The sequence below is a fragment of the Moraxella bovis genome (genome assembly GCF_025985205.1).
Taxonomy (GTDB): domain Bacteria; phylum Pseudomonadota; class Gammaproteobacteria; order Pseudomonadales; family Moraxellaceae; genus Moraxella; species Moraxella bovis.
The window spans coordinates 1,381,155-1,406,850 of sequence record NZ_CP087840.1; the positions used below are offsets into that span (position 1 = coordinate 1,381,155).

The 25,696-nt window shown below is 44.8% G+C and carries 19 protein-coding genes and 1 pseudogene; 3 read left to right on the forward strand and 17 right to left on the reverse strand.

Annotated elements, in window-relative coordinates:
- Positions 1-306 precede the first annotated feature (306 nt).
- Both nrdA and LP107_RS06740 read left to right on the forward strand, forming a co-directional pair.
- The gene (gene nrdA / locus LP107_RS06735; RefSeq protein ID WP_264676315.1) at positions 307-2,583 is read left to right on the forward strand and encodes a class 1a ribonucleoside-diphosphate reductase subunit alpha; all 2,277 of its coding nucleotides are present in this window, start codon (positions 307-309) and stop codon (positions 2,581-2,583) included.
- Between the two features lie 210 nt (positions 2,584-2,793).
- Positions 2,794-3,396, forward strand: a complete 603-nt coding sequence (locus LP107_RS06740) for a hypothetical protein (RefSeq protein WP_078275447.1) — start codon at positions 2,794-2,796, stop codon at positions 3,394-3,396.
- A 259-nt stretch (positions 3,397-3,655) separates the two neighbouring features.
- On the opposite strand, the gene purF is transcribed toward LP107_RS06740, so the two are convergent.
- The 10 genes and pseudogenes from purF to xthA form a co-directional block, all read right to left on the reverse strand.
- Positions 3,656-5,170: an amidophosphoribosyltransferase gene (gene purF, locus LP107_RS06745; protein WP_078274994.1), complete on the reverse strand. Its 1,515-nt coding sequence runs from the start codon at positions 5,168-5,170 to the stop codon at positions 3,656-3,658.
- A 99-nt stretch (positions 5,171-5,269) separates the two neighbouring features.
- Positions 5,270-5,773, reverse strand: coding sequence for a CvpA family protein (locus LP107_RS06750; RefSeq protein ID WP_029102893.1), 504 nt, complete (start codon positions 5,771-5,773; stop codon positions 5,270-5,272).
- A 101-nt stretch (positions 5,774-5,874) separates the two neighbouring features.
- Positions 5,875-6,888: pseudogene (locus LP107_RS06755) on the reverse strand (quinone-dependent dihydroorotate dehydrogenase); the annotation flags it as partial.
- Positions 6,889-7,032: 144 nt separating this feature from the next.
- Entirely contained in the window at positions 7,033-7,530 is a 498-nt protein-coding gene (gene sixA, locus LP107_RS06760) for a phosphohistidine phosphatase SixA (RefSeq protein WP_078274995.1), read from the reverse strand.
- A 312-nt stretch (positions 7,531-7,842) separates the two neighbouring features.
- Entirely contained in the window at positions 7,843-9,168 is a 1,326-nt protein-coding gene (locus tag LP107_RS06765; protein ID WP_078274996.1) for an NAD(P)H-dependent glycerol-3-phosphate dehydrogenase, read from the reverse strand.
- Between the two features lie 156 nt (positions 9,169-9,324).
- On the reverse strand, positions 9,325-9,897 hold the full coding sequence (locus LP107_RS06770) for a nitroreductase family protein (protein WP_078274997.1): 573 nt from the start codon (positions 9,895-9,897) through the stop codon (positions 9,325-9,327).
- A 208-nt stretch (positions 9,898-10,105) separates the two neighbouring features.
- A complete protein-coding gene (gene zapE / locus LP107_RS06775) occupies positions 10,106-11,203 on the reverse strand; it encodes a cell division protein ZapE (RefSeq protein ID WP_264676313.1) in 1,098 nt (365 codons plus the stop codon).
- Positions 11,172-11,726 carry a hypothetical protein gene (locus tag LP107_RS06780; protein ID WP_078274999.1) on the reverse strand — a complete coding sequence of 185 codons (555 nt, stop codon included), beginning with the start codon at positions 11,724-11,726 and terminating at the stop codon, positions 11,172-11,174. Before LP107_RS06780 ends, zapE begins: the two co-directional genes overlap by 32 nt.
- Positions 11,727-11,729: 3 nt before the next feature.
- Positions 11,730-12,356 carry an alpha/beta hydrolase gene (locus LP107_RS06785; protein WP_245952324.1) on the reverse strand — a complete coding sequence of 209 codons (627 nt, stop codon included), beginning with the start codon at positions 12,354-12,356 and terminating at the stop codon, positions 11,730-11,732.
- 304 nt (positions 12,357-12,660) lie between these two features.
- Positions 12,661-13,476 (reverse strand): exodeoxyribonuclease III, encoded by an 816-nt coding sequence (gene xthA / locus LP107_RS06790; protein ID WP_078275000.1) that lies wholly within the window; start codon positions 13,474-13,476, stop codon positions 12,661-12,663.
- 210 nt (positions 13,477-13,686) lie between these two features.
- Between xthA and LP107_RS06795 the strand changes: the two genes are divergently transcribed.
- The gene (locus LP107_RS06795) at positions 13,687-14,913 is read left to right on the forward strand and encodes an NRAMP family divalent metal transporter (RefSeq protein WP_078275017.1); all 1,227 of its coding nucleotides are present in this window, start codon (positions 13,687-13,689) and stop codon (positions 14,911-14,913) included.
- A gap of 69 nt (positions 14,914-14,982) precedes the next feature.
- Here LP107_RS06795 and LP107_RS06800 read toward each other — a convergent pair whose 3' ends face one another.
- The 7 genes from LP107_RS06800 to LP107_RS06830 all read right to left on the reverse strand — a co-directional run bounded on the left by LP107_RS06800 (position 14,983) and on the right by LP107_RS06830 (position 25,518).
- Positions 14,983-16,581, reverse strand: coding sequence for an ABC transporter ATP-binding protein (locus LP107_RS06800; RefSeq protein ID WP_264676312.1), 1,599 nt, complete (start codon positions 16,579-16,581; stop codon positions 14,983-14,985).
- Position 16,582: 1 nt separating this feature from the next.
- Positions 16,583-17,479 (reverse strand): oligopeptide ABC transporter permease OppC, encoded by an 897-nt coding sequence (oppC, locus tag LP107_RS06805; RefSeq protein ID WP_208624095.1) that lies wholly within the window; start codon positions 17,477-17,479, stop codon positions 16,583-16,585.
- Between the two features lie 11 nt (positions 17,480-17,490).
- Positions 17,491-18,411 carry an oligopeptide ABC transporter permease OppB gene (gene oppB, locus LP107_RS06810; protein WP_078275003.1) on the reverse strand — a complete coding sequence of 307 codons (921 nt, stop codon included), beginning with the start codon at positions 18,409-18,411 and terminating at the stop codon, positions 17,491-17,493.
- A gap of 540 nt (positions 18,412-18,951) precedes the next feature.
- On the reverse strand, positions 18,952-20,586 hold the full coding sequence (locus LP107_RS06815; RefSeq protein ID WP_264676311.1) for a peptide ABC transporter substrate-binding protein: 1,635 nt from the start codon (positions 20,584-20,586) through the stop codon (positions 18,952-18,954).
- A gap of 55 nt (positions 20,587-20,641) precedes the next feature.
- Positions 20,642-22,309, reverse strand: coding sequence for an ABC transporter substrate-binding protein (locus LP107_RS06820; protein ID WP_264676310.1), 1,668 nt, complete (start codon positions 22,307-22,309; stop codon positions 20,642-20,644).
- Positions 22,310-22,371: 62 nt separating this feature from the next.
- Entirely contained in the window at positions 22,372-24,027 is a 1,656-nt protein-coding gene (locus tag LP107_RS06825; RefSeq protein WP_264676309.1) for an ABC transporter substrate-binding protein, read from the reverse strand.
- Between the two features lie 201 nt (positions 24,028-24,228).
- Entirely contained in the window at positions 24,229-25,518 is a 1,290-nt protein-coding gene (locus tag LP107_RS06830; protein WP_264676308.1) for an adenylosuccinate synthase, read from the reverse strand.
- Between the last annotated feature and the right edge of the window lie 178 nt (positions 25,519-25,696).

A 25,696-nucleotide genomic window follows, 5' to 3' on the forward strand; every position in this document is an offset into this window, starting at 1 on the left:
TCTGTCCGACAAATTGATGAAAATTTGCCCAATTTCTTTACAAAATTTTCTTAAAAAATTTTATCGATCTCTTGACAAGCCTCAAAGCCTTATCCTGTCTTTTCTGTACGTTTTTCAAGTTTGGTTAAAATGACAAAATCACAGATTGGCACAAAATACAAGCTAGTATTTTAAAAATTTTTAGGCTATATTGTGCTACCTTAGAAATGCATTACTACATCTAGTGGTTAATTTTTAAATAGAAAAATCGCTAAGTCATTGAGATTTGGTAATTTTTTACAATTTACAACAAAAACGGGTGATTTTATGACACACATCGACCAAATCAAAGTCAAAAAAAGAGACGGCACCTTTGAACCCATCAACCTTGATAAGATTCACAAGGTCATCACATGGGCAGCCAAAGGATTAGACAACGTCTCCGTGTCGCAAGTGGAACTAAAATCACACATTCAGTTTTATGACGGCATTGCTACCCGTGACATTCATGAGACCATCATCAAGGCGGCGGCGGACTTAATCTCAGCCGAAACGCCCGATTATCAATATCTGGCGGCTCGTCTTGCCATTTTTCATCTACGCAAGATTGCCTATGGCGACTATGAACCGCCACATCTGTATGACCATGTCGCTCGCTTGACCGAAATAGGCAAATACGACAAGCACATTTTGGCAGATTATGACCGTGCCGAATTTGATGAACTAAACGCCTACATCGACCACGAACGTGACATGAACCTTGCCTATGCAGCGGTTGAACAGATGATGGGCAAATATCTCGTCCAAGACCGTGTCACCAAAAAAGTCTATGAAAGCCCCCAGTTTTTGTACATTTTGGTTGGCATGTGCCTATTTGCCAGCTATGATAAAGCGGTACGACTGGACTACATCAAGCGTTTTTATGACGCTACATCCAACTTCTACATCTCACTGCCTACCCCCATCATGTCAGGCGTGCGTACCCCCACCCGTCAGTTTAGCTCATGCGTACTCATCGAATGTGGCGACAACCTAGACAGCATCAACGCCACCACATCCGCCATCGTCCGCTACGTCTCACAGCGTGCGGGTATTGGCGTGAATGCAGGGGCGATTCGTGCGTTAGGCTCGCCCATTCGTGGCGGTGAAGCTCAGCACACAGGCTGCATTCCCTTTTTTAAAATGTTCCAAGCGGCGGTTAAGTCCTGCTCACAAGGTGGCGTGCGCGGCGGGGCAGCGACTTTGTTTTATCCGCTCTGGCATTTAGAAGTGGAAAGTCTGCTTGTCCTAAAAAACAATCGTGGCGTCGAGGACAACCGTGTCCGTCACATGGATTATGGCGTACAGATTAACAAAACACTCTACACCCGACTCATCAAAAACGAAGACATCACCCTATTCTCCCCGTCTGATGTGGCAGGGCTTTATGACGCATTTTTTGCTGACCAAGCCGAATTTGAACGTCTCTACACCCTATATGAAAATGACGAGAGCGTTCGCAAACGCAAAATCCCTGCCCGTGAGCTGTTTAGTCTCATGCTCCAAGAGCGTGCCAGTACGGGGCGTATCTATGTCCAAAACGTTGATCACTGCAACACGCACAGCCCCTTTGACCCGTCTGTTGCCCCTGTTCGCCAATCTAACCTATGCATGGAAATCGCCCTACCCACCAAACCGCTTGATAACATCAATGATGAGCATGGCGAGATTGCCCTATGTACGTTGTCCGCCATCAATCTAGGCAAGATTGACAAGCTAGAAGAGATGAGGGAGCCTGCCGAGCTGATTGTGCGTGCGTTGGACGCTTTGCTTGACTATCAAGACTATCCTGTCATCGCCGCCAAAAATGGTAGCATGAACCGTCGTACACTCGGTGTGGGTGTGATTAACTACGCCTATTATCTTGCCAAAAACGGCACACGCTACTCAGACATGGGGGCGATTGGACTGACCCACCGCACTTTTGAAGCGTTCCAGTATTATCTGCTAGAAGCGTCGAACAAACTTGCCCAAGAAAAAGGGGCTTGCCCTGCCTTTGGCGAGACGACATACAGCCAAGGTATTTTGCCGATTGATACCTACAAGGCGGATTTGGATAACATCTGCAATGAGCCACTACACCTAGACTGGGAGGCCCTGCGTGCCAACATCAAACAGCACGGTCTGCGTAACTCCACCTTATCGGCTCTCATGCCATCTGAGACATCTAGCCAAATTGCCAACGCCACCAACGGTATCGAACCGCCACGGGGCTTGGTGTCGGTCAAACAGTCAAAGGATGGCATTTTAAAACAAGTTGTGCCTGACATTGAGAATTTGGCAAATAAATACGAGCTGTTATGGCAAATGCCTGACAATAACGGCTACCTAAAACTCGTTGGCATTATGCAAAAATTCATCGACCAGTCCATCTCTGCCAACACCAACTATGACCCCAGCAAGTTTGAAGGCGGAAAAGTCCCCATGAAAATCATGATTCAAGACCTGCTTACCGCTTATAAACTGGGCGTAAAAACCCTATATTATCACAACACCCGAGACGGAGCAGATGACAGCCAAGGCGAGTTAGATGACGGCTGTGCAGGCGGGGCGTGTAAGTTGTGATTTTAAAATCAAGCCTATCGATTGGTAGGCTTGATTTTTGGCTTTTTATAAAAAATGAAAGATGTAGATATACTCCCATTATTTATAATACCCAAGATAAATACCGCAAATAAACCTATATAAAAACTAAAAGAATGCTCACCAAAAAAATAAGCGGTCTGTTACTCCTATGAGTGGTTAGGCTTTTTATATAAATACGGAGAAAATATAATGAAATTTATTATAGCAATATTAATGACTTCATTGTTATCTTGCGGTTATGATAAAACTGGACATTATGTCACTTCAAAAATTAATGCTACTAATACAGACGAATACGACCGTTATGTCATGCAAAAAATAAATGACATCGCAATAAATGGCGTCATTGATGACAACGAAAAAACGAAAAGGCTGTTGTTGGACTTGGTGCCAGAAGTAAATCGCATGAATGATGAGAATGAAAAGTACAAAGCATTATTGCAAATATATACATTAACAGATGTTCATAAAGCAATAGATTTTATTGATGAAGTTCTTAGGAAAAACCCCGATCATTGGTTACTTATTTATAAATGCCAACTTATGAAAATCAATAATTACGACAATGACGAGATAACAAATTGCTTTTCTCATATTGCCAGAAAAGCAGAAGAAGAAATTAAGAAAAATAACTATAACAAAAAAGACAATACCAAAGAAATTTTGTTGTACTATCTGGCTGAGATAAATGCTGGAAATGTGGCGTATATTCAAAAATCAAAAGATTTATTAGATAAAATACAGACCCAAAAAAGAAAGATGAGTTGTATCAAATTTTTAATAGCCAAATAGATATTGAAAATTAACATCTGGTATTTTTTAATAAAGATATATTTTTAAAATTTGGACGTATGGGACAAATTGCCATTCACCCAAAAGTCATACTTTATCACAGAGCGAATGTGATTTGCCAATAATAACTCCATCAGCCCAATGGCAGGCACACCCTAATTAGCAGGCTTAATTTTTAGCTTTTTATAAAGGACTAGTGATTTATCTATAAATAAAAACAGGTCTTATCCGTTAAGACCTGTTTTTACAAACCATTGGTTTATTCCATGATCCCTGTAATGTCCACAGGGTTATTTGCCACTTGCTGTTTTTTGGCACCGTCATTGCGTTTGGCTTGTAGCTCTTGTAGGTACTCTTCGGTAATCTGCCCCGCCACATAACAGCCGTCAAACACCGAGCAGTCAAAGCCATCAACACGACTGTATTTGGTGTTATTAACCGCTTCCACCAAATCATCCAAATCTTGGAAAATCAAGCGGTCAGCCCCGATAATCTCACGCACTTCATCAACCGTACGCCCCGATGAAATCAACTCACTCCGCACTGGCATGTCAATGCCATAGACATTGGGAAAAATCACAGGCGGGGCAACGGATGCAAAAAAGACGTTTTTCGCCCCAGCATCTCGTGCCATCTGAATAATCTCATGACAGGTCGTCCCACGCACGATAGAATCATCCACCAATAGGACGTTTTTGTTTTTAAATTCCAAAGGAATGGCATTTAGCTTTTGGCGGACACTCTTTTTACGCATGGACTGCCCAGGCATGATAAAGGTACGCCCGATATAGCGGTTTTTGTTAAAGCCTTCACGGTATTTCACGCCCAGATGAGTGGCACATTCTAGTGCCGAGTTGCGAGATGTATCAGGAATGGGAATGACCACGTCAATGCCATGCTCATCACCCCATTCTGCGATGATTTTTTGGGCAAGCTTTTCGCCCATCCGCATGCGAGCCTTATGCACCGAGATATTATCAATGATACTGTCAGGACGGGCAAAATATACATATTCAAAGATACAAGGCGTGTGCTTGATTTTGTCGGTGCATTGTTTGGTATACAGGTTATAATTTAAATCAATAAAAATCGCTTCACCAGGGTTGATGTCTCGCACCACTTCAAAGCCCAGTGCAGTCAGTGCCACCGACTCAGACGCCACCATGTACTCCACGCCAGCGGAGGTCAGACGGCGACCATAGATGAGCGGGCGAATGCCGTTAGGGTCTCTAAATGCGAGCATGCCATGTCCTGCTATCATCGCCACCACGCCATACGCCCCTTGACAGCGGTCATAGACAGCTTGCAAGGCGGTAAAAATATCATCGGGGGCGAGTTTGGTTTTGGTGAATTTTTGTAGTTCATGGGCAAAAATGTTAAGTAGCACTTCCGAGTCCGAATCGGTGTTCAAATGACGGCGGTCATGCTCATAGACTTCTTTGGCAAGGGTTTCGGCATTGGTTAGGTTGCCGTTGTGTGCCAAGGCAATGCCATAGGGAGAATTAACGTACAAAGGCTGAGCTTCTGCCGTGCTTGATGTGCCTGCGGTCGGATAGCGAACATGCCCGATACCAAAATTCCCCACCAAACGCACCATGTGCTTATTTAAAAACACATCTCGCACCATGCCATTGTCTTTACGCAGATACAGGCGGTCATCTTTTAGGGTTACTATCCCTGCCGCATCCTGCCCTCGATGTTGTAACATGGTCAAGCCATCATATAACATCTGACCCACAGGCTCATGGGCACACACACCAATCACACCACACATAGTTGTTCACTCCAAAAGTTTGGCAACACGCCAATTAGGTTAAAAAGATTTAATGCTGATACAGATTTTTAACAAATTTTTTATATTAAAAAATCCGCCCTATTGATACGGATTTTCTACTTGATTCCATGCTTCACCAAGCACTTCGGTCAATAACGCCTGTGCCACAGGGGCAAGGGGCAGTAAGTTTTGGGCGAGAATGGATTCTTGCCATTGGGGTAGTTTAATAAGCAAGGGGGATGCGATACTTAGGATAATCAGCACTTTTAACACGCCCTTACCTGCCCCCAAGATACCACCCAAAATGTTATCCAAAAAGCCCAATTTTAAAAATTTTAAGGTTTTTAATGCCAGCCACGAGATAACGTGCGTGATACTCACAATAATCAGCACAATCACCAAAAACGCCAGCGAAATCTGTAAGACTTCGTTATCAACCACACCTGCAAACAAAGGCGAGAACTCTTTGGCAAGCGCTGACGCCACAATGAGTGCGACAAACCACGCCACCAGTGACATCGCTGTCTTAATCGCCCCTGCTTGAAAACCACGCCACAGTCCAACAAGCACCATAAAGGCGATACCAATATCAAGAATACTCATGCTTTATTCGGCTCGCCCGAAGTATTTTTGTCCAAGTTGCTATCATTCACGTCTTTATCCAAATCATCAGATTTATCCACCACAACCAAGGCACGCTCTTTGTAGTTGGCAATGCTTTGCACGCAGTCCTGCACGAGCGAAGGACCTTTATAAACCAGTCCTGAGTACAACTGTACGGCGGTCGCTCCTGCACTCAGTTTACGCACCGCCAAATCACCCGTGTCAATACCGCCCACCCCAATCAAATCCACCTTGCCCGACAGTCGCTCAGCAAATGCCGTCAGTACCAACGTGCTTTGATGACTAAGCGGTCTACCTGACAACCCACCATCTTCATGGGCATGCTCTTGGTCTTCGACACCCACCCGTGATAACGTGGTATTCGTGGCAATCAGCCCATCAATGTCAAAGTTGGTGAGATTTTTAGCGATGTCATCTATTTGGCTCTCGTTCAAATCAGGGGCGATTTTTAGGGCAAGTGGCACATAGTAGCCATGCTCGTTTGCCAGTTTTGTATGGCAAGTTTTAATACCATCTAACAGATGAGCCAGCTCAGACGCTCCTTGCAGGTTTCGCAAATTGGCGGTGTTGGGACTAGAAATGTTAATGGTGATATAACTGGCGTACGGATAAACCCGCTCCAAGCAGTACACATAGTCATCCAAGGCACTCTCAACAGGCGTGGTCGCATTTTTGCCGATGTTAATACCAAGCACGCCTTTGTATTTGGCACGCTCAATATTGGCAATCATCTTATCCACGCCATCGTTATTAAAGCCCATGCGGTTGATAATCGCCCCACTGTCCGGCAAACGGAACATTCTCGGACGTGGACTACCCGCCTGTGGTTGTGGCGTGACTGTACCAATCTCCAAAAAACCAAAGCCAAGCTCAGCCAAGGCGTCAATATACTCGCCATTCTTATCAAGCCCTGCCGCCAATCCCACAGGGTTCATCAGGCTAATGCCCATGCAGTTGGTCGGCATTGACTGGCGTGGATAAGCAAACCCAAGCAGGCGTGCTGTATTCAATCGCTCTAAATTTTCAAGCGTCCATTCGTGGGCTTTTTCAGGTTGCATGGAAAATAGATAAGGGCGAAGTAAGCTATATGACATAGGTCTCTCAAAATGGATAAATACATCTTTTGACATTATAACACATTCTGTTAAAAGATTAAATATCACTCATGATTGACTTTTGACCGCCTTTTATCATCAAAAACCGCCACCCAAATAGGTAGCGGTTATGTTATCAGTCCATCAAGGTTGCACAGGCGAGAATCTCTCACTTTGACGTGCCAGACCTTGGGCGATGATGTCGGCTGTCATGACTCGATATTCTGCCAAGTCAAACATCGGCGGGGGCAAGCCGTCTGCGTCCAGATACGCCACCATACGAGCGACTATCGGCATATGACATACCACAGCTATCACTTTATCATGCTCATGCCCATAGTGCGATGTAATAATCCGCTCAATGTCCGCCACGCCTACCACAGGGTCATCATCGGGGGTAATACTGTCTAACGTGATGAACGTGGGATTTTGTCCTTTGTCAGTTGCGGTATTTTGCAAGATTTTGGCGGTTTGGTCGGCACGATTAAAGGGACTGGCGATAATCATGTCAAGGCTATATCGTTCGGTTAGGTGCGTGGCAGTCTGGTTCGCCTGAGCTTGTCCAAATTCGGTCAAATCACGCCCAGCATCATCAGCACAATAGGCGGCTGCTTGTCCGTGTCGGATAAAGATAAGTTTCATGGTAAATCCTTCTTTTAATATAGGGCAAATTGCAATTTGCCCTTGGGGTGTGTTGAATATTGGTATTTGCAATGAAAATCACGAAAAATCGCCTGTTTTTCAAGGAAAAAGTGAAGTTTGATAGTCGTTCTATCAAACAAGCTTTTGACTTCGAGCCACAAGATTTAGCCATTTTTCATGCAAAAATTGATTAAATTATCAAATTTTCATCTTATTTTATAAAAATGTTATCAATGGTAGGCACGCCTACATATTTAGTTAAAATTTTCAAAGGTACATTTGCAAGAACACAGCGAATTTGACAATCACACCCTATTTATCATCTTTATCATCAATAGCTTCATCATCTTTGGGCTTATTCTCTTTACTTGCTTTTAATACTTTATCAAACTCTTTTGACAGCTTTTCATTGCTCTCATCATGGGGCATGACAAATTCCACATCACTTCGAAACCCTGTTTCCATCAGGTTTACCGCCACACTCAGAGCCGATTTGTTTTCATATAGCACCGCATATAAGGCATGAGTGATTGGCATATAAATACCCAGTTTTTTGGCTTGCTCTTCCACCTGAGCGATGGTATTGACCCCTTCGGCGGTTTGCCCCAATTTTTTAATGGCGTTATCCAGCGTGATGCCCTTGCCAAGCATATTACCGATTTGATAATTGCGACTTAGGGTGGAGTTGCAAGTGGCATACAAATCGCCCACACCTGATAAGCCTAAGAACGTCAAGGGGTTTGCCCCCACCGCCACGCCAAATCGGCTCATCTCTGCCAACGCGCGGGTCAGTAGCATGGCTTTGGTGTTCTCGCCCACGCCATAGGCATTTGCCATACCCATTGCCACCGCATAGATGTTTTTTAAGGCTCCGCCAAGCTCCACGCCCTTGACATCATCGGAGGCAAACACCCGAAAAAATGCACTGTGCAGTGCCGTCTGTACCGCCACTCTGAGTGGTTCGGACGGGCTAGCAATCACGCTGGCGGACGGCATGTTATTCATGATTTCAAGAGCAAGGTTCGGGCCACTCATCACCCCAAAATTGACCTGTGGCAACTCGTCCTTGATGATGTCGCTCATCAGGGCAAACATGCCTTTTTCTATACCCTTGGTCAAAGACACCACCGCTTGATGTGTGATGTATGAGCGGATATTTTGCAAAGTCTCACGCACCGCCGAGCTTGGCACCGCCACAAAGATGATGTCTTTGCTTTTAACCGACTCCGCCAAATCATGACTAAATGCCAAACGGCTATCTAGTACATGATTGGGTAGGTATTTTTTGTTAATACGGGTTTTTTGTAGGGCTTTGACCGTCTTTTTATCACGCACCCACAGGGTTGTCTCACAACCATTTTTGGCGGACAAATTTGCCATTGCCGTCCCAAAACTACCCCCACCGAGTACCACGATACGCAGGGGTGTATCCATGTCCTTATCCACATGAATGCCAAGTGTGTCGAGGTCTGGCTCTTTTTTGCGTTTTTTGGCAAGATGGGCAAGGTTTGCCAAAATTCCGCCTTCGGCTTCGGATTTTTCTAAAAGATGTCGGGCTTCTTCTAAGCCTTGATTGATGCTTTGGCTTGCCACATCGACAATTTTTTTGACTTTGGGGTTATCTTTTGGCAATTTCATGGAGTCATCCTTTTACATGGATTTTTACAGATCCAAATTGTTAAAACATTCAATTAAAAATTTTTTAACTTTTCAATTTTTTTATCATTGTTTTATCAAGGGCGAATAAATTACCCCTACCATTCAAAAACAATCAAAATCGTTGAGATTGATAATTTATTGATAAAAATAAACAAATTCCGACAAATCCACCGCTTCACGCTCAGGCATGGCAATATCGCTTGACCCAACATAAACAAATCCGCACACGGTATTGTCATCGCTAACCCCAAAATGGGCTTTGACGGCAGGCTCATTACACAAATCGCCTGTCCGCCATACCGTGCGATAGCCCATGCTTTGTAGTGCCAACAGCAGGTTTTGCACCACCGCCCCCACGCACAGAAGTTGCTCAAACTCTGGCACTTTTGGGTGCTGTTTGTAGTCGGTTGCCACCGTGATAATCATCGGAGCCCGTTTTGGCATATTGATGAGTTTGGTGCGTGCGGTGTCATCTAGGCTCTCGCCGTCTGCTTCGGCTTTGGCAAGCCCTGCTTGGAGCAATACCTGCCCAAATTCATCAAGGGCTTTGCCTGTCATCACGCCAAACCGATAGGGGCGTAACACCTTATGGTCAGGGGCAGTCATCGCACACAAAAAGGCGGTGTTTAGCTCATCATGGCTTGGCATGGGTAGGGAGAGTTTGCCAATGCTACGGCGAGCATGGATAAGGGAGATTAGGTCGTTCATGGTTGTTCTCGTTTGATTTTACTTTTAATCGGTTTGGAATATGAATATATAGGAATAATTTATTTTGCCCAAAAATCAAGGTTTTTTATACAAGACAAATGTAATTCACCCAATCATCGGGTGTGGAAAGTACGCCAAGTACGCCCCTACAAGGCATTTTTCAAAATTTAGCATTGGTACAAATTGGGGTTAATTTGCTATAAACCCCCTATTCCACCCGATGCTCTTCCGACAGATACTCTTCGGACTGCATTTCTAAGAGGCGTGAACGTGTCCGCTCAATCTCAAAGGCGAGTTTTTCGCCTTGATACAACTCCAAAATGGACTGCTCGGCACGCACAAGCAATTTGACACGGCGGTCATAAAATTCGTCCACCAAATAAATAAATCGTCTGGTTGGGTCCATAAACGTATCCGTCAAGGCAGGGACATTATCCACCATTACCGTATCAAAATCACTGGCAACCTCAATAAAATCAGACGCCGAACGGGGCTGCATACACAAATCCCTAAAACTCGCCAACAGCATGGTCTCGGTACGCTTGATGATATCAATCTTGCGCCCACCGATGACAATGGGGTCGATCAGCACTTTTTGACCACCTGCCAGCGTGTCAAACCGCTCGGACAGCCAGTCTTTGGTGTCGTCCGTTAGGGGCGATGAGTAGAGTTTGGCTTGCTTTAACAATCTTAGCCGATAATCCACGCCTGCGTCAATATTCATCACGGTTGTGTGCTTTTCAACCTGCTCGATGGCAGGCAAAAAGCGGTCTCTGTGAATGCCATTTTTATAAAGTCCAGACGGCTCAATGTTGGAGGTTGCCACAAGCGTAATGCCACGCTCAAAGAGCATACTAAACAAATCGCCCAAAATCATGGCATCCGACACATTGGAGACAAAAAATTCATCAAAACAAATAACAACCGCCTCAGCATGGATAATATCCGCCACTTTTTGTAAGGGATTGACTCGCCCTTGCAATTTGACAAGCTCGGACTGCACCCGCTTCATAAAATGATGAAAATGCAGTCGCATTTTTCGCTCTATCGGCAAGCTGTCATAAAACATATCCATAAGCCACGTCTTGCCACGTCCGACACCGCCCCACATATACAAGCCTTTGGGAGGCGTGGGTTTGGATTTGAACAGACTGGCAAAAAAGCCTTGATTGGTGTTTTGGCTTGCCATGATTTCATGGTGCAATTTGTCAAGATAAGCAACCGCCTTTGCTTGCACGTCATCATGGCTAAAATTGCCTGTGGCTAGGGCTTCATCATAGCGTTTTTGGGGGGATAAATTGGTCATTATTTTTCCTTAATTTAAGCTCATTTTGTGAATGTTTTTCGGCAACCAAATAAGAATGTATGATTTTATAAACGGTCAAAAATAACAACGAACACGTACACACAATTATCATAAATACCGAATGCCAATGGCTTGGTGCACCACGTTGTAACTGTGTTTTAAATAAATTGATGTGCGGTTTGTCTTTTAAATAATACACTTCGACAGTATCGCCCAAAGGTTTACCACAAGACATTCCAACAGATTTGATGTACCTTTTACCATTCACATCAAAACGATAAAATCTTGTGGCATTCTTTCCACAATATTCACGGTAGGACGTGGCTAATATCAACACGCCATTGTCTTTTAATAACTCGTGTTTCTTTATGGTTTTTTGCTGATTGTGATAAGCAATCCCACAAAGCACGGCAATTATCAAAGCAGTAATCAAAACCACCACCCAACATAATGCTTTATTGCTTGTTATTAAAGCAAACACTTCGCCGAGACTGACTTTATTTGGGTCTTGTGATTTTGACATGGTTTATTTTTCAATCAATTCTTTTAACTCACTAAGTTGCCCATGAAAAAAGTGGCTCGCCCCTGTCATCACTTTACTGCGTATGCCAAACTTATCGGCAAAATCCGCCATACTGCTTGGGCGGACAAATTCATCTTGGTCGCCATAAATCATGAGCGTATCGGTCGGCAAGGTTAGCCCTGTTGGGTCGTTTTTTTCAATGGACGGGGCGACGAGCGTGAGTTTTTGCAGATTGACATCGTAATCCGCCAACACCTTATCCGCCACACGGCACGCAATAAATCCCCCAAAAGAAAATCCCGCCAGCCAGAGTGTCTTGGCATTCGTCTGTTGCAGCGCCCAATCAAGTACGCATAGGCTGTCCAAATACTCGCCATTGCCATACTCAATCTCACCGCTTGAACGCCCCACGCCCCGATAATTAAACCGCACGGTATCCATGCCATTTTCTTTACAAAAGCGGTATAGGGTCGTAACAACCTTATTATTCATTGTCCCGCCTGCTTTGGGATTGGGGTGCAAAATGACGGCAAGCGTGTCTGAGTTTGCCCAATGTGCATCCACTTCAAGCACTGCATTATCGCCCATGTGTGGGGCAAGGATTAGGGTTGTGGGTTTTAAGTTTTTCATGTTTTTAAAAGTATAAAATTAGCCATTATAGCATAAAATCAGACTTATACAGGTGTTTTTGTGATGGGTTTTTATGATGAAATTTTGGAATTTTTTTGTAAAATAGGGATAAATAATTAAGATTATGTTAAATAAATTTTTAAAATAAAAGGGAATCATAAGTTTTTGTGTTAAAGTTACCACAAATTTTTGATATTTGAATACTGCCCTTTTTGTAGGCGTGCACAGCACGCCCCTACACCAAAACATCATTGCGTTTGTGGTAATTTTAAAGTCTATTGAGTATATAATAATACTCGTGTTATCACACCTCAAACCTTGCCCAAATCGGTGCATGGTCGGACGGTTTTTCTAGCCCACGAATGTCATAGCTAATCCCTGCACCCACGCAGTCTTGGATAAGTTTGTCCGTACACAGAATATGGTCAATTCTAAGCCCCCGTTTTGGCGTGTCATCAAAGCCTTTTGAGCGGTAATCAAACCAGCTAAACTCGTCTGCACTGTCAGGCTTAAACTTACGGTAAGTGTCATATAAATCACGACTCATCAGCTCATCATACCATTCACGCTCTTCGGGCAAAAATGAACAGGTACCATTTTTTAGCCAGCGTTTGGCATTTGGCTCGCCAATACCCACATCATTGTCATGGGGCGAGATGTTCATATCGCCCATGATGACAAGCTCACGCCCCTGCCCTTTTAGCTCGTCAATGTAGCGGTTTAGGTCGGCATAAAAGGCACGTTTCATGGGGAATTTGGTCTCATGGTCTCGATTTTCGCCTTGGGGAAAATAGCCATTGATGACATCAATCTTACGCCCATTGACATCAAATCTGGCATGAATCAGCCGTCTTTGGGCGTCCACATCGGCAAAGGGAAAGCCCTTTTGTACAAAAATCGGCTCAAATTTGGACAAAATCGCCACGCCATAATGCGACTTTTGCCCAAAAAATTCCACATGATAGCCAAGGCTCTCCACGTCTTTTAAGGGAAAGGCTTCATCATGAACTTTGGTTTCTTGCAAACCGATAATATCCGCCCCAAGCGTATCACGCACGGCAACAAGTTGGTGGGGTCTGGCACGCAGTCCGTTGATATTAAAACTGACAAAAGTAGTCATTGCGATATTCTCTTAAAAAATAATGGCATATTATAAGGGCAAAACCACAAATATAAAGGGCATGCCGACCGTTGGTAACATTTTTACAAAATACCTGCTTTATACATAATAATTTCTGCATAATATAAATTATTAATCATAAAAAATTATAAAACAATAAGCTATAGTATGCTAATATCAAAAAACTTTATTTTTATTATTGGGGCAATTATGGCTAATCGCATTAACTGGAGAGCCTTTGGACCGGGCATCTTGATTGCATCTGCTGCCATTGGTGGGTCGCATTTGGTCGCATCAACACAAGCAGGGGCGTTGTATGGTTGGCAACTTGCCATCATCATCTTATTGGCAAACTTTTTTAAATACCCCTTTTTTCGCTTTGCCACCGACTATGCTTATGAGACAGGCGACAGTCTCATCACAGGCTACGCCAAAAAATCCAAATTTTATCTTTGGGTATTTTTTATCCTATCCATCTTATCAGGCATGATTAGCACGGGGGCAGTGGCACTGCTGACGGCGGTGATTTTAAGCTACATGCTCCCCTTTGAACTATCTACCATTGCTTTATCAGGCTTGGTCATGGTTACTTCTTGGGCACTCCTTATCTTTGGGCATTTTCGAGTGCTTGATAATGTTACCAAATGGATCATCATTCTTTTGACCGTAACGACCGTCTTGGCAGTGATGGTCGCAGGGGCAAAAGCCTCCCCGCCTGCTCCTGACTTTGTGGCGGTCTCGCCCTTTAACATGGCAGGGCTTGCCTTTATCATCGCTTTGATGGGCTGGATGCCAACACCATTAGAATTCTCTGTCATCTCATCAATATGGACTGCCAAAAAAATCCGTGACGACCACCCCACGCACAAGCAAGGCTTGCTTGACTTTAATGTTGGCTATCTTACTTCTACCATCTTGGCGTTATTTTTCTTGGCATTGGGGGTGTTTGTCCAGTATGGCACAGGACAAGAGATTGCCATGCAAGGCGGTGCCTACATCGGGCAGCTCATTGACATGTACACCAACACCATCGGCGAATGGGCAAGGGGTTTGGTGACGTTCATCGCCTTTTTGTGCATGTTTGGCACCATCATCACTTGCGTGGATGGCTATGGTCGTGCCAACGCCGAATGCTTTACGCTCATCAGCGGACACAAGTCATCAGGCAAAACCACGCTGTTTTGGACGACCGTCACCACCATCACAGGTTTTGGGCTTATCACGTTCTTTATGGGGCAGATGGCAACTTTGCTCAAATTTGCCATGATTTCTGCCTTTGTTACCGCACCGATTTTTGCCTATTTGAACTACTCACTCATCAAAAGCCGTGGCAAGAAACTCTCGCCTTTGATGAACGTGTATGCCATCTGTGGGATTGTGTTTTTGACAGGGTTTACAGGGCTGTTTTTGTTACAGTTTTTTGGGGTTATCGGATAAACTTTGCACCAAACCACGATAAAAAAACCAGTCGCTTGACTGGTTTTTTGTTGGATGGGGCAAAATAAATTAAGACAAATTAGACGCTTGCACCAACAGCTGGGTGTACTTATGTTTTGGCTCTTCAAAAATCTGTCTTGCTGTACCCATCTCCACCACTTCGCCCCCACTCATCACAATCACACGGTCAGAGAGTGCTTTAACCACCGACAAATCATGACTGATAAAGATATAGCTTAGTCCATATTTCTTTTGTAGGTCGTTTAAAAGCTCGACCACCATGATTTGAGTAGAGCGGTCAAGAGCAGAAGTCGGCTCATCAAGCAGGACAAATTTCGGCTCTAAGATAATCGCTCGGGCGATGGCGATACGCTGACGCTGACCGCCTGAGAACTCATGCGGATAGCGGTTTATCATAGTAGGCGATAGATTGACTTCTTTTAAAATCTTCACCACCTTTTGCCGACGCTCTTCTTTGGTCATCTGTGGAAAATGCACGGTCAAGCCTTCTTCGATAATCTCACGCACGGTCAAGCGGGGCGAGAGTGAGTTAAAAGGGTCCTGAAAGACGATTTGCATGTCACGGCGTAGGGCTTGGCGTTTGTCGCTCTTTGTGTCAATGATTTTTTCGCCATTAAAACGAATGTCGCCCGTGGACGCCACAATCTGCATGATGGCACGCCCCAGCGTGGATTTGCCCGAACCTGACTCGCCCACAATACCAAGCGTCTCGCCCACTTTTAGGTCAAGCGTAATACCTTTGACCGCATTAAAAGTCTTGGTCGGCTTACCAAAAAAGTTGCGTGCGACGACATAGTCCACCTTGACATCGTCCGCTGTGATGAGTCTGGGAGCGGATTCATCAAGGATGGGTTTGTGATTATTAGGAATGGGGGTCAAAAGCTCCACTGTATAAGGGTGCTGTGGGTTATTAAAGACGTCTTGGGTTGTGCCACGCTCGATAATCACACCATGTTGCATGACACACACTTGGTCGCTGTACTTTTTAACCAGTCGCAAATCATGGGAGATTAAAATAATCGCCATGCCCAAATCACGCTGTAACTCTAGCATCAAATCCAAAATCTCCGCCTGCGTGGTCACATCAAGTGCCGTCGTCGGCTCATCAGCGATGAGTAGGTCGGGCTTATTGATAATCGCCATCGCAATCATGATGCGTTGGAGCTGACCGCCTGAGAACTCATGCGGATATGCCGTCATTTTTTTGTCGGCATTGGGGATTTTGACCTTTTGTAAGGTATCAAGTGCCAGCTTGGTCGCTTCGGATTTGCTCACGCTCGGGTTGTGAATGCTGACCGCTTCTGCCACTTGTTTGCCAATAGGGACAAATGGGTTTAGGGAAGTCATGGGCTCTTGGAAAATCATGGCAATCTTATCACCACGAATGGCACGCATCTCACGCTCAGACAAGCTAAGTAGCTCTTTACCATCAAAGAGTACCGATGAGTCTTTACCAAAACTGGTGATGTTTTTTGGCAACAGTTGCATAATCGCCATTGACGTGACCGATTTGCCCGAACCTGACTCGCCTACGATGGCAAGCGTCTGTCCTTTTTCTACGGTAAATGATGAATCTTTGACCGCATGGACAAGCTCTTCATCGGTTTTTAAAAATACGTCCAGATTTTTTACTTGTAATAATGTCATATCATCTATCCTTTGGGTCTAGGGCATCACGCAAGCCATCGCCGATAAAGTTAAAACAAAACAGTGTAACCACCAAAAAGGTAGATGGTACAAGCAGTTGCCAAGGAGCGACTTGCATGGTCTGAGCCCCTTCTTGGAGCAGTGCCCCCCAACTGGTTCTCGGCTCTTGCACGCCCAGCCCCAAAAAGCTCAAAAATGACTCAAACAAAATCATACCCGGCACGATAAGAGATGCATAAATCACGACCACGCCGAGCACATTTGGGACGATATGACGGGTCACGATTTGCCAGTTATTCACGCCTGTGACTCGAGCGGCTTCAATAAATTCCTTGTTTTTTAGGCTTAATGTCTGACCACGCACGATACGAGCCACGTCAAGCCATGATACCAAACCGATTGCCACAAAAATCAAAATGATATTACGCCCAAACAGGGTTACCAATAAAATCACAAAAAACATAAAAGGAAAGGCACTTAGGATTTCTAAAAATCGCATCATGACCATGTCCACTTTACCACCCAAAAAGCCAGAGACAGCACCATAGACCGTCCCCACCAATACCGCCACCAACGCACCAGCAACCCCCACCATGAGTGAGATTTGTCCACCGACAGCTGTCCGCACGAGCAAGTCTCGCCCTAAGGTATCCGTACCAAAATAGTGCTTGGTTTCCATAGATGGGGCGATACCCATGTTACTCCAATCTGTGTCAGCATAGCCAAATGGCGAGAGCATGGGGGCAACAATCACAAATACCGTGATAAGAAGCAATATCACACCACTTGCCATGGCGGCTTTGTTACGGCGAAAACGTCGCCATGCATCTTGCCACAGACTTCGTCCTTTTACCACAGGCTCTACGGCTTGCACTGTTTCGCTTGCATTCATAGACATACACATTCCTTTTAGTATTTAATTTTCGGGTCAATCACGGCATACAAAATATCAACAATGGCATTAAATAGGATTGTCAATACCCCCACCAAAATCGTCAAACTCAGCACAAGGCTATAATCACGGTTTAACGCACCGTTCACAAACAGCTGACCGATACCGGGCAGACCAAAAATCGTCTCAATCACGATAGAGCCTGTGACAATCCCCACAAAAGCAGGTCCTAAATACGAGATGATGGGCAACATGGCAGGACGCAAGGCATGTTTAAAGACAATGTGCGACAAGGGCAAGCCTTTTGCCTTGGCGGTGCGGATATAAGGGCTGTTCATCACTTCAATCATCGACCCCCTTGTGATACGAGCGATACTCGCCACATAGCCTATCGCCAATGCTGTCACAGGTAGCACCAAATTCATGAATGCCCCACCATTCCAGCCCCCTGCTGGAAACCATTTTAAAATGACCGCAAAAATCAGCACAAGTAGCGGTGCTTTGACAAAGCTTGGCATGACCACGCCCGTCATCGCCAATGTCATTAACACATAATCAAGCCAGCTGTTTTGTTTTAGGGCGGCGATAACCCCAAGACCAATCCCCAACACCACCGCAATGATGAATGCATACAAGCCAATCTCCACCGAGACAGGCAAGGCTTGGGCAAGCAGTTCATTGATGGTGTAATCCTTGTACTTAAAAGATGGGCCAAAATCCCCTTGAGCAAGCTGTTTTAGATAATTTAAAAACTGAAGCCATATCGGGTCATTTAAATGATATTTCGCCTCGATGTTGGCAAGTACCGCAGGGGGTAGATTACGCTCGCCCGTAAAAGGACTACCAGGGGCAAGTCGCATCATAAAAAATGAAATGGTAATCAAAAAGAGCATGGTTGGAATGGCTTCTAACACACGCTTAAAAATGAGTTTAAACATAAGCACTCTCTTATTGTTGTTGCAAGTCCATGGCAACGTAGAAATCCTGCCAGTTTAACAAATGTAACGATGACGTATTATGTCCTTTTGTCATTACTTTTTACATTTGTCATCATCTAACATTCCCTCTACTGATGAGTTTTATCTAGGGCGTGCCCGCCCTTTATAACACATTTTAACATTTAGAAATTTCATAGAAATAAAATGGTGTTTTTGCATGAAAAATGGCTAAATCTTGTGACTCGAGGTCAAAAGCTTGTTTGATAGAATGACTATCAAACTTCACTTTTTTCTTGAAAAACGGGTGATTTTTCGTGATTTTCATTGCAAATACAAAAGGCAAGCATGCCCTAAAGAATCGGTGGTTTATTGTAACATAAGCCATTATATACACCTATTAATTATTTTTGATAAAACATCAGTATTTAAAACTTTTATTAAAAAAATCTCATTGCAAAAAATTTGCATCAATCATAGGGCGTAATTTTTAAAAACAACAGCACCTTACAAACAACTGCAAGGTGCTGTGATTAACGCCAATTATTTTAACGTCCAGTCCTTGATTTGCCAGTTACCGCTCGGGTCATTTAGTGACTCTGCTTCCAGATAAGGCTTTTTGAGACGAACCGAGATGGCAGTATAAATCGGCACCATCGCCATATCCCTATCCAAAATCGCTTCGGCATTGTGGTAAATTTTCATACGCTCATCATCACTAGTGCCTGCATTTAGGGTTGAATCCAACAGGCGGTCAAATTCTGTATTTTTGTATTGACCTGAATTGTTACTGTTGCCCGAGCGTAAGATATTTAGGAAGGTTGATGGCTCGTTATAGTCGGCACACCATCCTGCAAATGCTGTATCAAACTTACCTTGACGGCGAGTATCTAACATGGTTTTCCATTCTTGGTTGATGATGGATACATTGACACTACCGCCAAATGATTCATTGAGCATGGATGATGTGGCTGTGGCGATACGCTTGCCTGTTTCGCTCGTGCTATATAGCAGTTCAAACTTTAAAGGCTTGCTCGCTGAATAACCCGCCTCTTCGATGAGCTTTTTGGCTTGTGCTACTCGTGCTGATTTGTCAAGTTTCATCCACTCGTGGCTGACCTCGCCCATGCCGTGAATGGCAGGTGGGGTAAACTGATAAGTTGCCTTCTCACCACGACCTAACACTTTTTCAGCAATCGTCTCACGGTCTAACGCCATGGCAATCGCTTGACGAGCTTTTACGTCATTAAAAGGTGCTTTAGCATGATTATATTCTAAATAAAAAGTACACAATTTTGGCGAAGAATGCACCTCATTAGGCAACTCCTTTTTGATGCTTGCCAAATGCTCCGATGGAATGGCGGCAAGCTCAACCTCGCCTGCCTTATAGCGGTTAACTTCTGTGGAGGCTGATGTGATGGGCAGGAACGTGGCTTTATTGATATTACCCGTCACTTCGCCAAAATAGGCAGGATTTCGCTCTACAGTGATGTGACTATTAACCACCCAATCGGTCAATTTATACGCACCACTAACCACGATGTTGGCAGGGTCAAGCCATTTGTCACCATGAGCGTCAATGGCTTGCTTTGGTACAGCGTATGCCACAGGCAACACCAATAAGTCAGGCAAATAAGGCACAGGGTCAGTTAGTGTAATTTCAAGGGTTTTATCATCAATGGCCCTCACACCCAAGGCTTCCACATCTGCCTTGCCTTCGGCAATTTGACCTGCATTAACCACTTTGGCATCAACAAGATAACTAGAATATGGCGAAGCCGTTTTTGGGTCGGTCAGACGCTGAAAACTATACACAAAATCATGGGCGGTGATTGGCTTATCATCTGACCATTTGGCATCACGCAGTTTAAATGTCCACACTTTGCCATCATCACTACTCCACTGGGTTGCCAATGCGGGTATGGTCGCTCCTTTTTCATCAGCACTGACCAGTCCTACGAACATTTGACGCATGATGGCAAACGAACCTGCGTCTGATGCCTTATGCAAATCCAGTGATTCAGGTTCTGCTTCATTGGGTATGGTAATGCTGTCCTTGGATGCACTGATACTGCTGGCACTACCTGCTTGGGTGGACGGCTTATCACCCCCACACCCTGTCAAAGTAACCGCTCCACATAAGGTAAGCATGGCTAGGTTTAATGTTGATAGTTTCATCTTAGTTCTCCATGATGATGAAGCTGAAGCATTCCGCTCCAGCGGTGTTAATGATCTATTTTACCACTGACCAATATTTGGCTTGCCATTGGTCAAGCGGGTCTTTATTAGAATACCCTTGTACATAAGGCTTGACTAGACGGGCATTGGTATAATAAAAGATGTCAATATGAACCTCATCTTTGTCCAGCAGACTCTCGGCTTGATGATAGATTTTCACTCGCTCTTCATCGCTAAGCCCTGCCTGTAATGAACTTGCCATGATGGCGTCATATTCGGCACTCTTATAGGCTGACCAGTTGTTGGTGCTATTTGATTTCATCAAGTTTAGGAACGTTGATGATTCGTTATAATCGCCACACCATCTGGCTCGCACCATTTGGTATTTGCCTAGACGGCGGGTTTCTAGGTAGCTTTTCCACTCTTCGTTCACAAGCTCTACATTCACACCCAAGGACTCTTTCCACAGGCTTGCCATTGCCACGGCGATTTTTTTGTGGCTTTCGTTGGTGTCATACAACAGCTTAAAGGTCAACGGGTTAGATTCATTATAACCTGCTTCACCTAGTAGCTTTTTAGCCTCCTCTAAACGCTTGGCTCTGTCCCACGATTGCCATTCTGGGGTGTATTTTAATCCCCCTTTGATGGCAGGCGGGGTAAATTGATAGGCAGGTACCTGTCCTTGCCCCATGACTTTCTTGGCAATCAACTCTCTGTCTGTCGCTAAGTTTAGAGCACGGCGAACCTTGATATTATCAAAAGGCGGATTGGCAACATTTAATTCATAAAAATAAGTACATAAAGTCGGGGCGGATTTGACCTCATCGCCTAAGGTTTGTTTTAGTGATGCAAACTGCTCAGATGGCAACTCACTGGCGGTAATGTCAATCTCACCCGCCTGATAACGCTGTACGTCTGTGGTTGCCTGTGGAATGGGTAGCATGGTCAGCTTATCCAGCTTGACATTGCCACTGTCATGATAAGATGGGTTTTTCTCTAGGACAATTTTTTCATTGACTATCCATTCGGTTGGCTTATATGCCCCATTGACCACGATATTTTTAGGATTTGTCCATTTATCGCCATGAGCTTCCACGGTTGCCTTATGCACAGGCTGTACAGACGTATGAATCATCATGTCAGGCAAATAAGGTACCGCTTCTGACAAAGTAATCTCTAAGGTCTTATCATCAATGGCTCGTACGCCCAATGCATCCGTTGACTTATTGCCCAAGATAATCTCACTGGCATTGACCACTTTGGCATCTTCTAGATAACTGGCATACGATGACCCTGTTTTTGGGTCAACCAAACGTTGAAAACTATATACAAAATCATGAGCCGTTACAGGGTCGCCATTTGACCATTTGGCATCACGCAAGCTAAATGTCCATACTTTATTGTCAGCACTCTCCCACTTTTGTGCCATGCCTGCCACCAGATTACCATCATTATCTGTTGTCAGTAGTCCTTCTGAAAACTGACGAATCACGTTCGCCTCTTGTGCACCTTTGGCGACATGCGGGTCAAGCGACTCAGGCTCGCTGGCGTTATTAATGGTAATGGCTTGCTCAGCCGTGGCTTGGGCATTGGTGCCAGTTTGGGTAGTATCGGTTTGAGCCGAGCTTGGCTTATCACCGCCACACGCTGTCAAACCAAACAAGACTGCCATGCTAAGCACAGCAGGACGAAAACGTGGCAGTTGAGACATGAAATGGGACATAATTTCTCCTATAATAAACAAAACACAAACCACCCTAGGGCGATTTGTGCTGTTGTGATGTGTTAGTGTTTGGCGATTTTCCAATCTTTGACCTGCCATGTACTTTGCGGGTCGTTGTCTGCATAGCCTAGGACGTATGGTTTTACCAAACGGGGTGATACATAGTGATACACAAAGATGGTCGCACTGTCTTTATCTAGCACCGCTTCGGCTTGACGATACAGCTCGGCACGCTGTTCTGCGGTAACATCCGCCCCTAATGTACTACTCATCAAACGGTCAAACTCTGGGCTGTTGTATTTACCATAGTTGCTCGAATCGGTTGAGATGAATGTATTTAGGAAAGTTGACGCTTCGTTGTAGTCAGCACACCACCCACCACGAGAAACTTGATGTTTTTGAGTGCGTCGAGTTTCAAGGTAGGTTTTCCATTCTTGGTTATTTAGGCTAACTTCAACAAAGCCCAAAGAATCTTTCCAAAACGACGCTGCTGCCACCGCCAGTTTTTTGTGTGCCTCTGATGTATTATACAGCAGTTCGAATTTTAATGGATTGGACTCATTATAACCTGCTTCACCCAGTAACTTTTTGGCTTCTTCAATACGCTTGGCTTTGTCCCACGCCTTCCATTCAGGCTCATAATCTTTCATGCCTGCGATAGAATTTGGCGTGAATTGATATGCCACGGTCTGACCTTGTGCCAAGATATTGTCAGTAATGATGTCACGGTCTAGTGCCAATGATAACGCTTTACGCACACGCACGTCATCAAATGGAGCTTTGGTGTGGTTGAACTCATAATAATAAGTACATAGCTTCGGCTGAACCTTGACCTGCTCGCCCAACTCTGATTGGAGCTGTTTGAACTGCTCTGATGGCAGGGCATCTGCCGTAACATCTACCTCGCCCGCTTTGTAGCGAGTCACGTCGGTAACCTCCGACGGGATGGCCAGTAGCGTGACTGTATTGATGGTGGTCTTGGCGTCGTCATAATAACTGACATTACGCTCTAGCACGATGCGTTCATTAACTTGCCAATCTTTTAGGTTGTAAGCACCATTCGCCACATAGTTACCCACTGCTGTCCATTTGTCGCCATGTTGCTCTACTGCTTTTTGGTTGACAGGCTTGACAGAAGTATGAATGAGCGTGTCAGGCAAATAAGGTGCAGGCTCGGATAAGATGACCTCAAGCGTCTTATCATCAATGGCTTTGACACCCAGTGTATCAGGTTTTGCCTTACCGTCTACGATGTCTTGGGCATTCACCACCTTGACCGCCGCCAAATAAGTGGCATAAGGCGATGCTGTCTCGGGATTTACCAGGCGCTGAAAACTATACACAAAATCCTGAGCCGTCACAGGGTCGCCATTTGACCACTTGGCATCACGAATTTTAAATGTCCATACCTTATTATCAGCACTCTCCCATGATTCTGCCATGCCAGGCACAGTGTTACCATTTGCATCGGTTGACGTCAAACCAACCAATAGCTGACGAATGACGTTAGATTCTGGTACGCCTGATACTTTATGGGGGTCTAGCGACTCAGGCTCTGCACCGTTATTGATGGTCACTTCTTGTGTATCGGCAAGTTCGCCTGTAGCAACAGATGTATTGCCTGCTGATGTTTGGGTTGACTCTTTATCGCCACCACAACCAAATAAAGCCAGACTAAGAGAGACAAGCAGTGCTGATGGTACAAATTTTGCATTCATGAGTATGTCCTTATGTGAAAAACAGTAACTTATCGTTAGCATTGCGTTATTTGAACTTGCGTAATTACCACTTATTCAAATGACAACTAAATATAATCATTTTTCACCCCCAAAGTCAAGAATTTTTTAAAGATTATGGCAAAATAATGACAACAAAAAACCACTTATTGTAAAAATAAGTGGTTTTTATGTTAAAAAACATCACGCATCAAACGGGTCTCTTAGCACAATCGTCTCGGCTCTGTCCGCCCCTGTTGAGATGATGTCCACAGGACAGCCCACAAGCTCTTCGATACGCTTGATATAGACTTTGGCATTCTCTGGCAAATCGTCAAACTTCGTGATACCGATTGTAGACTCACTCCAGCCTTGCAATGTCTCATACACAGGCGTTACTTTGGCATAATACTCAGCATCATACGCACCCTGAATCTCGCCTTCTGGCAAGGTATAATCAGTGGCGATTTTAATCTCGCTAAGGCCGTCTAGCACGTCAAGCTTGGTTAGGCAAATACCGCTCATGGAGCTTAGTACAACCGCTCGTCTAAGTGCCACTGCATCAAACCAGCCACAACGTCTGGCACGCCCTGTGGTCGCTCCAAACTCATGCCCCACCGTTCCTAAATGCTCACCCACATCATCAAACAGCTCGGTTGGGAAAGGCCCTGACCCTACACGGGTGGTATAAGCCTTAGTAATACCAAGCACATAATCAAAATACAAAGGCCCAAGCCCTGTGCCTGTTGCCACGCCCCCTGCGGTGGTATTTGAGCTCGTTACAAACGGATAAGTCCCGTGGTCAATGTCAAGCAAGGTGCCTTGGGCCCCTTCAAACATCAAGTTCTCGCCTGCCTGACGGCGTGTTTCTAGCTCGTCTGTGACGTCCACAACCAAGTCTTTTAGCTCGCTTGCCCACTCTTGACATAGAGCAAGGGTGGCATCATAATCAATCGCTTCTGCTTTGTAGTACTGGGTCAAAGCAAAGTTGTGGTATTCTAGGATAGTTGCCAATTTATCCGCCAAATCACTGCGGAACAAATCAGCCACACGCAAGCCACGGCGAGCCACTTTGTCTTCATAAGCAGGGCCGATGCCACGCCCTGTCGTGCCGATTTTACTGTTGCCACGCTTTAACTCACGGGCTTGGTCAAGGGCGGTGTGATAGGGCATGATAAGCGGACAAGCAGGCGATATACGCAGTCTTTTACGCACAGGCACGCCTTTGTCGGTCAAGCCTTTCATCTCTTTTAGTAGAGCATCAGGGGCAAGCACCACGCCATTGCCGATAAAGCACGTTACACCTTCACGTAAAATCCCTGATGGGATAAGGTGCAAAACGGTCTTTTCACCACCGACCACCAGCGTATGCCCTGCATTGTGTCCGCCTTGATAGCGTGCCACCGCTGTTGCTTTCTCGGTCAATAAATCCACGATTTTGCCTTTACCTTCATCGCCCCACTGACTGCCAAGCACGACAACATTTTTACCCATGTCTTTCACCTTTTTTAAAGTTAAACCAATGCCAAATTTTGGCGTTTTTCCTATCTAGTTTAACACATAACCAAGGGGGAAAACTAGCTTAAATTGAACAAATTTTTAAAATTTATCAAATCAATTCAAATTAGCAAAAACTTGCAAAATTTTGCCAAAGCCCTTAAAATTTTTGCCA

Excerpts from the sequence above, each read along its gene's own strand:
- nrdA (WP_264676315.1), top strand. The coding sequence starts at position 307 with ATGACACACATCGACCAAATCAAAGTCAAAAAAAGAGACGGCACCTTT.
- LP107_RS06740 (WP_078275447.1), top strand. The coding sequence starts at position 2,794 with ATGAAATTTATTATAGCAATATTAATGACTTCATTGTTATCTTGCGGT.
- purF (WP_078274994.1), bottom strand. The coding sequence starts at position 5,170 with ATGTGTGGTGTGATTGGTGTGTGTGCCCATGAGCCTGTGGGTCAGATG.
- LP107_RS06750 (WP_029102893.1), bottom strand. The coding sequence starts at position 5,773 with ATGAGTATTCTTGATATTGGTATCGCCTTTATGGTGCTTGTTGGACTG.
- sixA (WP_078274995.1), bottom strand. The coding sequence starts at position 7,530 with ATGAAACTTATCTTTATCCGACACGGACAAGCAGCCGCCTATTGTGCT.
- LP107_RS06765 (WP_078274996.1), bottom strand. The coding sequence starts at position 9,168 with ATGAAATTGCCAAAAGATAACCCCAAAGTCAAAAAAATTGTCGATGTG.
- LP107_RS06770 (WP_078274997.1), bottom strand. The coding sequence starts at position 9,897 with ATGAACGACCTAATCTCCCTTATCCATGCTCGCCGTAGCATTGGCAAA.
- zapE (WP_264676313.1), bottom strand. The coding sequence starts at position 11,203 with ATGACCAATTTATCCCCCCAAAAACGCTATGATGAAGCCCTAGCCACA.
- LP107_RS06780 (WP_078274999.1), bottom strand. The coding sequence starts at position 11,726 with ATGTCAAAATCACAAGACCCAAATAAAGTCAGTCTCGGCGAAGTGTTT.
- LP107_RS06785 (WP_245952324.1), bottom strand. The coding sequence starts at position 12,356 with ATGAAAAACTTAAAACCCACAACCCTAATCCTTGCCCCACACATGGGC.
- xthA (WP_078275000.1), bottom strand. The coding sequence starts at position 13,476 with ATGACTACTTTTGTCAGTTTTAATATCAACGGACTGCGTGCCAGACCC.
- LP107_RS06795 (WP_078275017.1), top strand. The coding sequence starts at position 13,687 with ATGGCTAATCGCATTAACTGGAGAGCCTTTGGACCGGGCATCTTGATT.
- LP107_RS06800 (WP_264676312.1), bottom strand. The coding sequence starts at position 16,581 with ATGACATTATTACAAGTAAAAAATCTGGACGTATTTTTAAAAACCGAT.
- oppC (WP_208624095.1), bottom strand. The coding sequence starts at position 17,479 with ATGTCTATGAATGCAAGCGAAACAGTGCAAGCCGTAGAGCCTGTGGTA.
- oppB (WP_078275003.1), bottom strand. The coding sequence starts at position 18,411 with ATGTTTAAACTCATTTTTAAGCGTGTGTTAGAAGCCATTCCAACCATG.
- LP107_RS06815 (WP_264676311.1), bottom strand. The coding sequence starts at position 20,586 with ATGAAACTATCAACATTAAACCTAGCCATGCTTACCTTATGTGGAGCG.
- LP107_RS06820 (WP_264676310.1), bottom strand. The coding sequence starts at position 22,309 with ATGTCCCATTTCATGTCTCAACTGCCACGTTTTCGTCCTGCTGTGCTT.
- LP107_RS06825 (WP_264676309.1), bottom strand. The coding sequence starts at position 24,027 with ATGAATGCAAAATTTGTACCATCAGCACTGCTTGTCTCTCTTAGTCTG.
- LP107_RS06830 (WP_264676308.1), bottom strand. The coding sequence starts at position 25,518 with ATGGGTAAAAATGTTGTCGTGCTTGGCAGTCAGTGGGGCGATGAAGGT.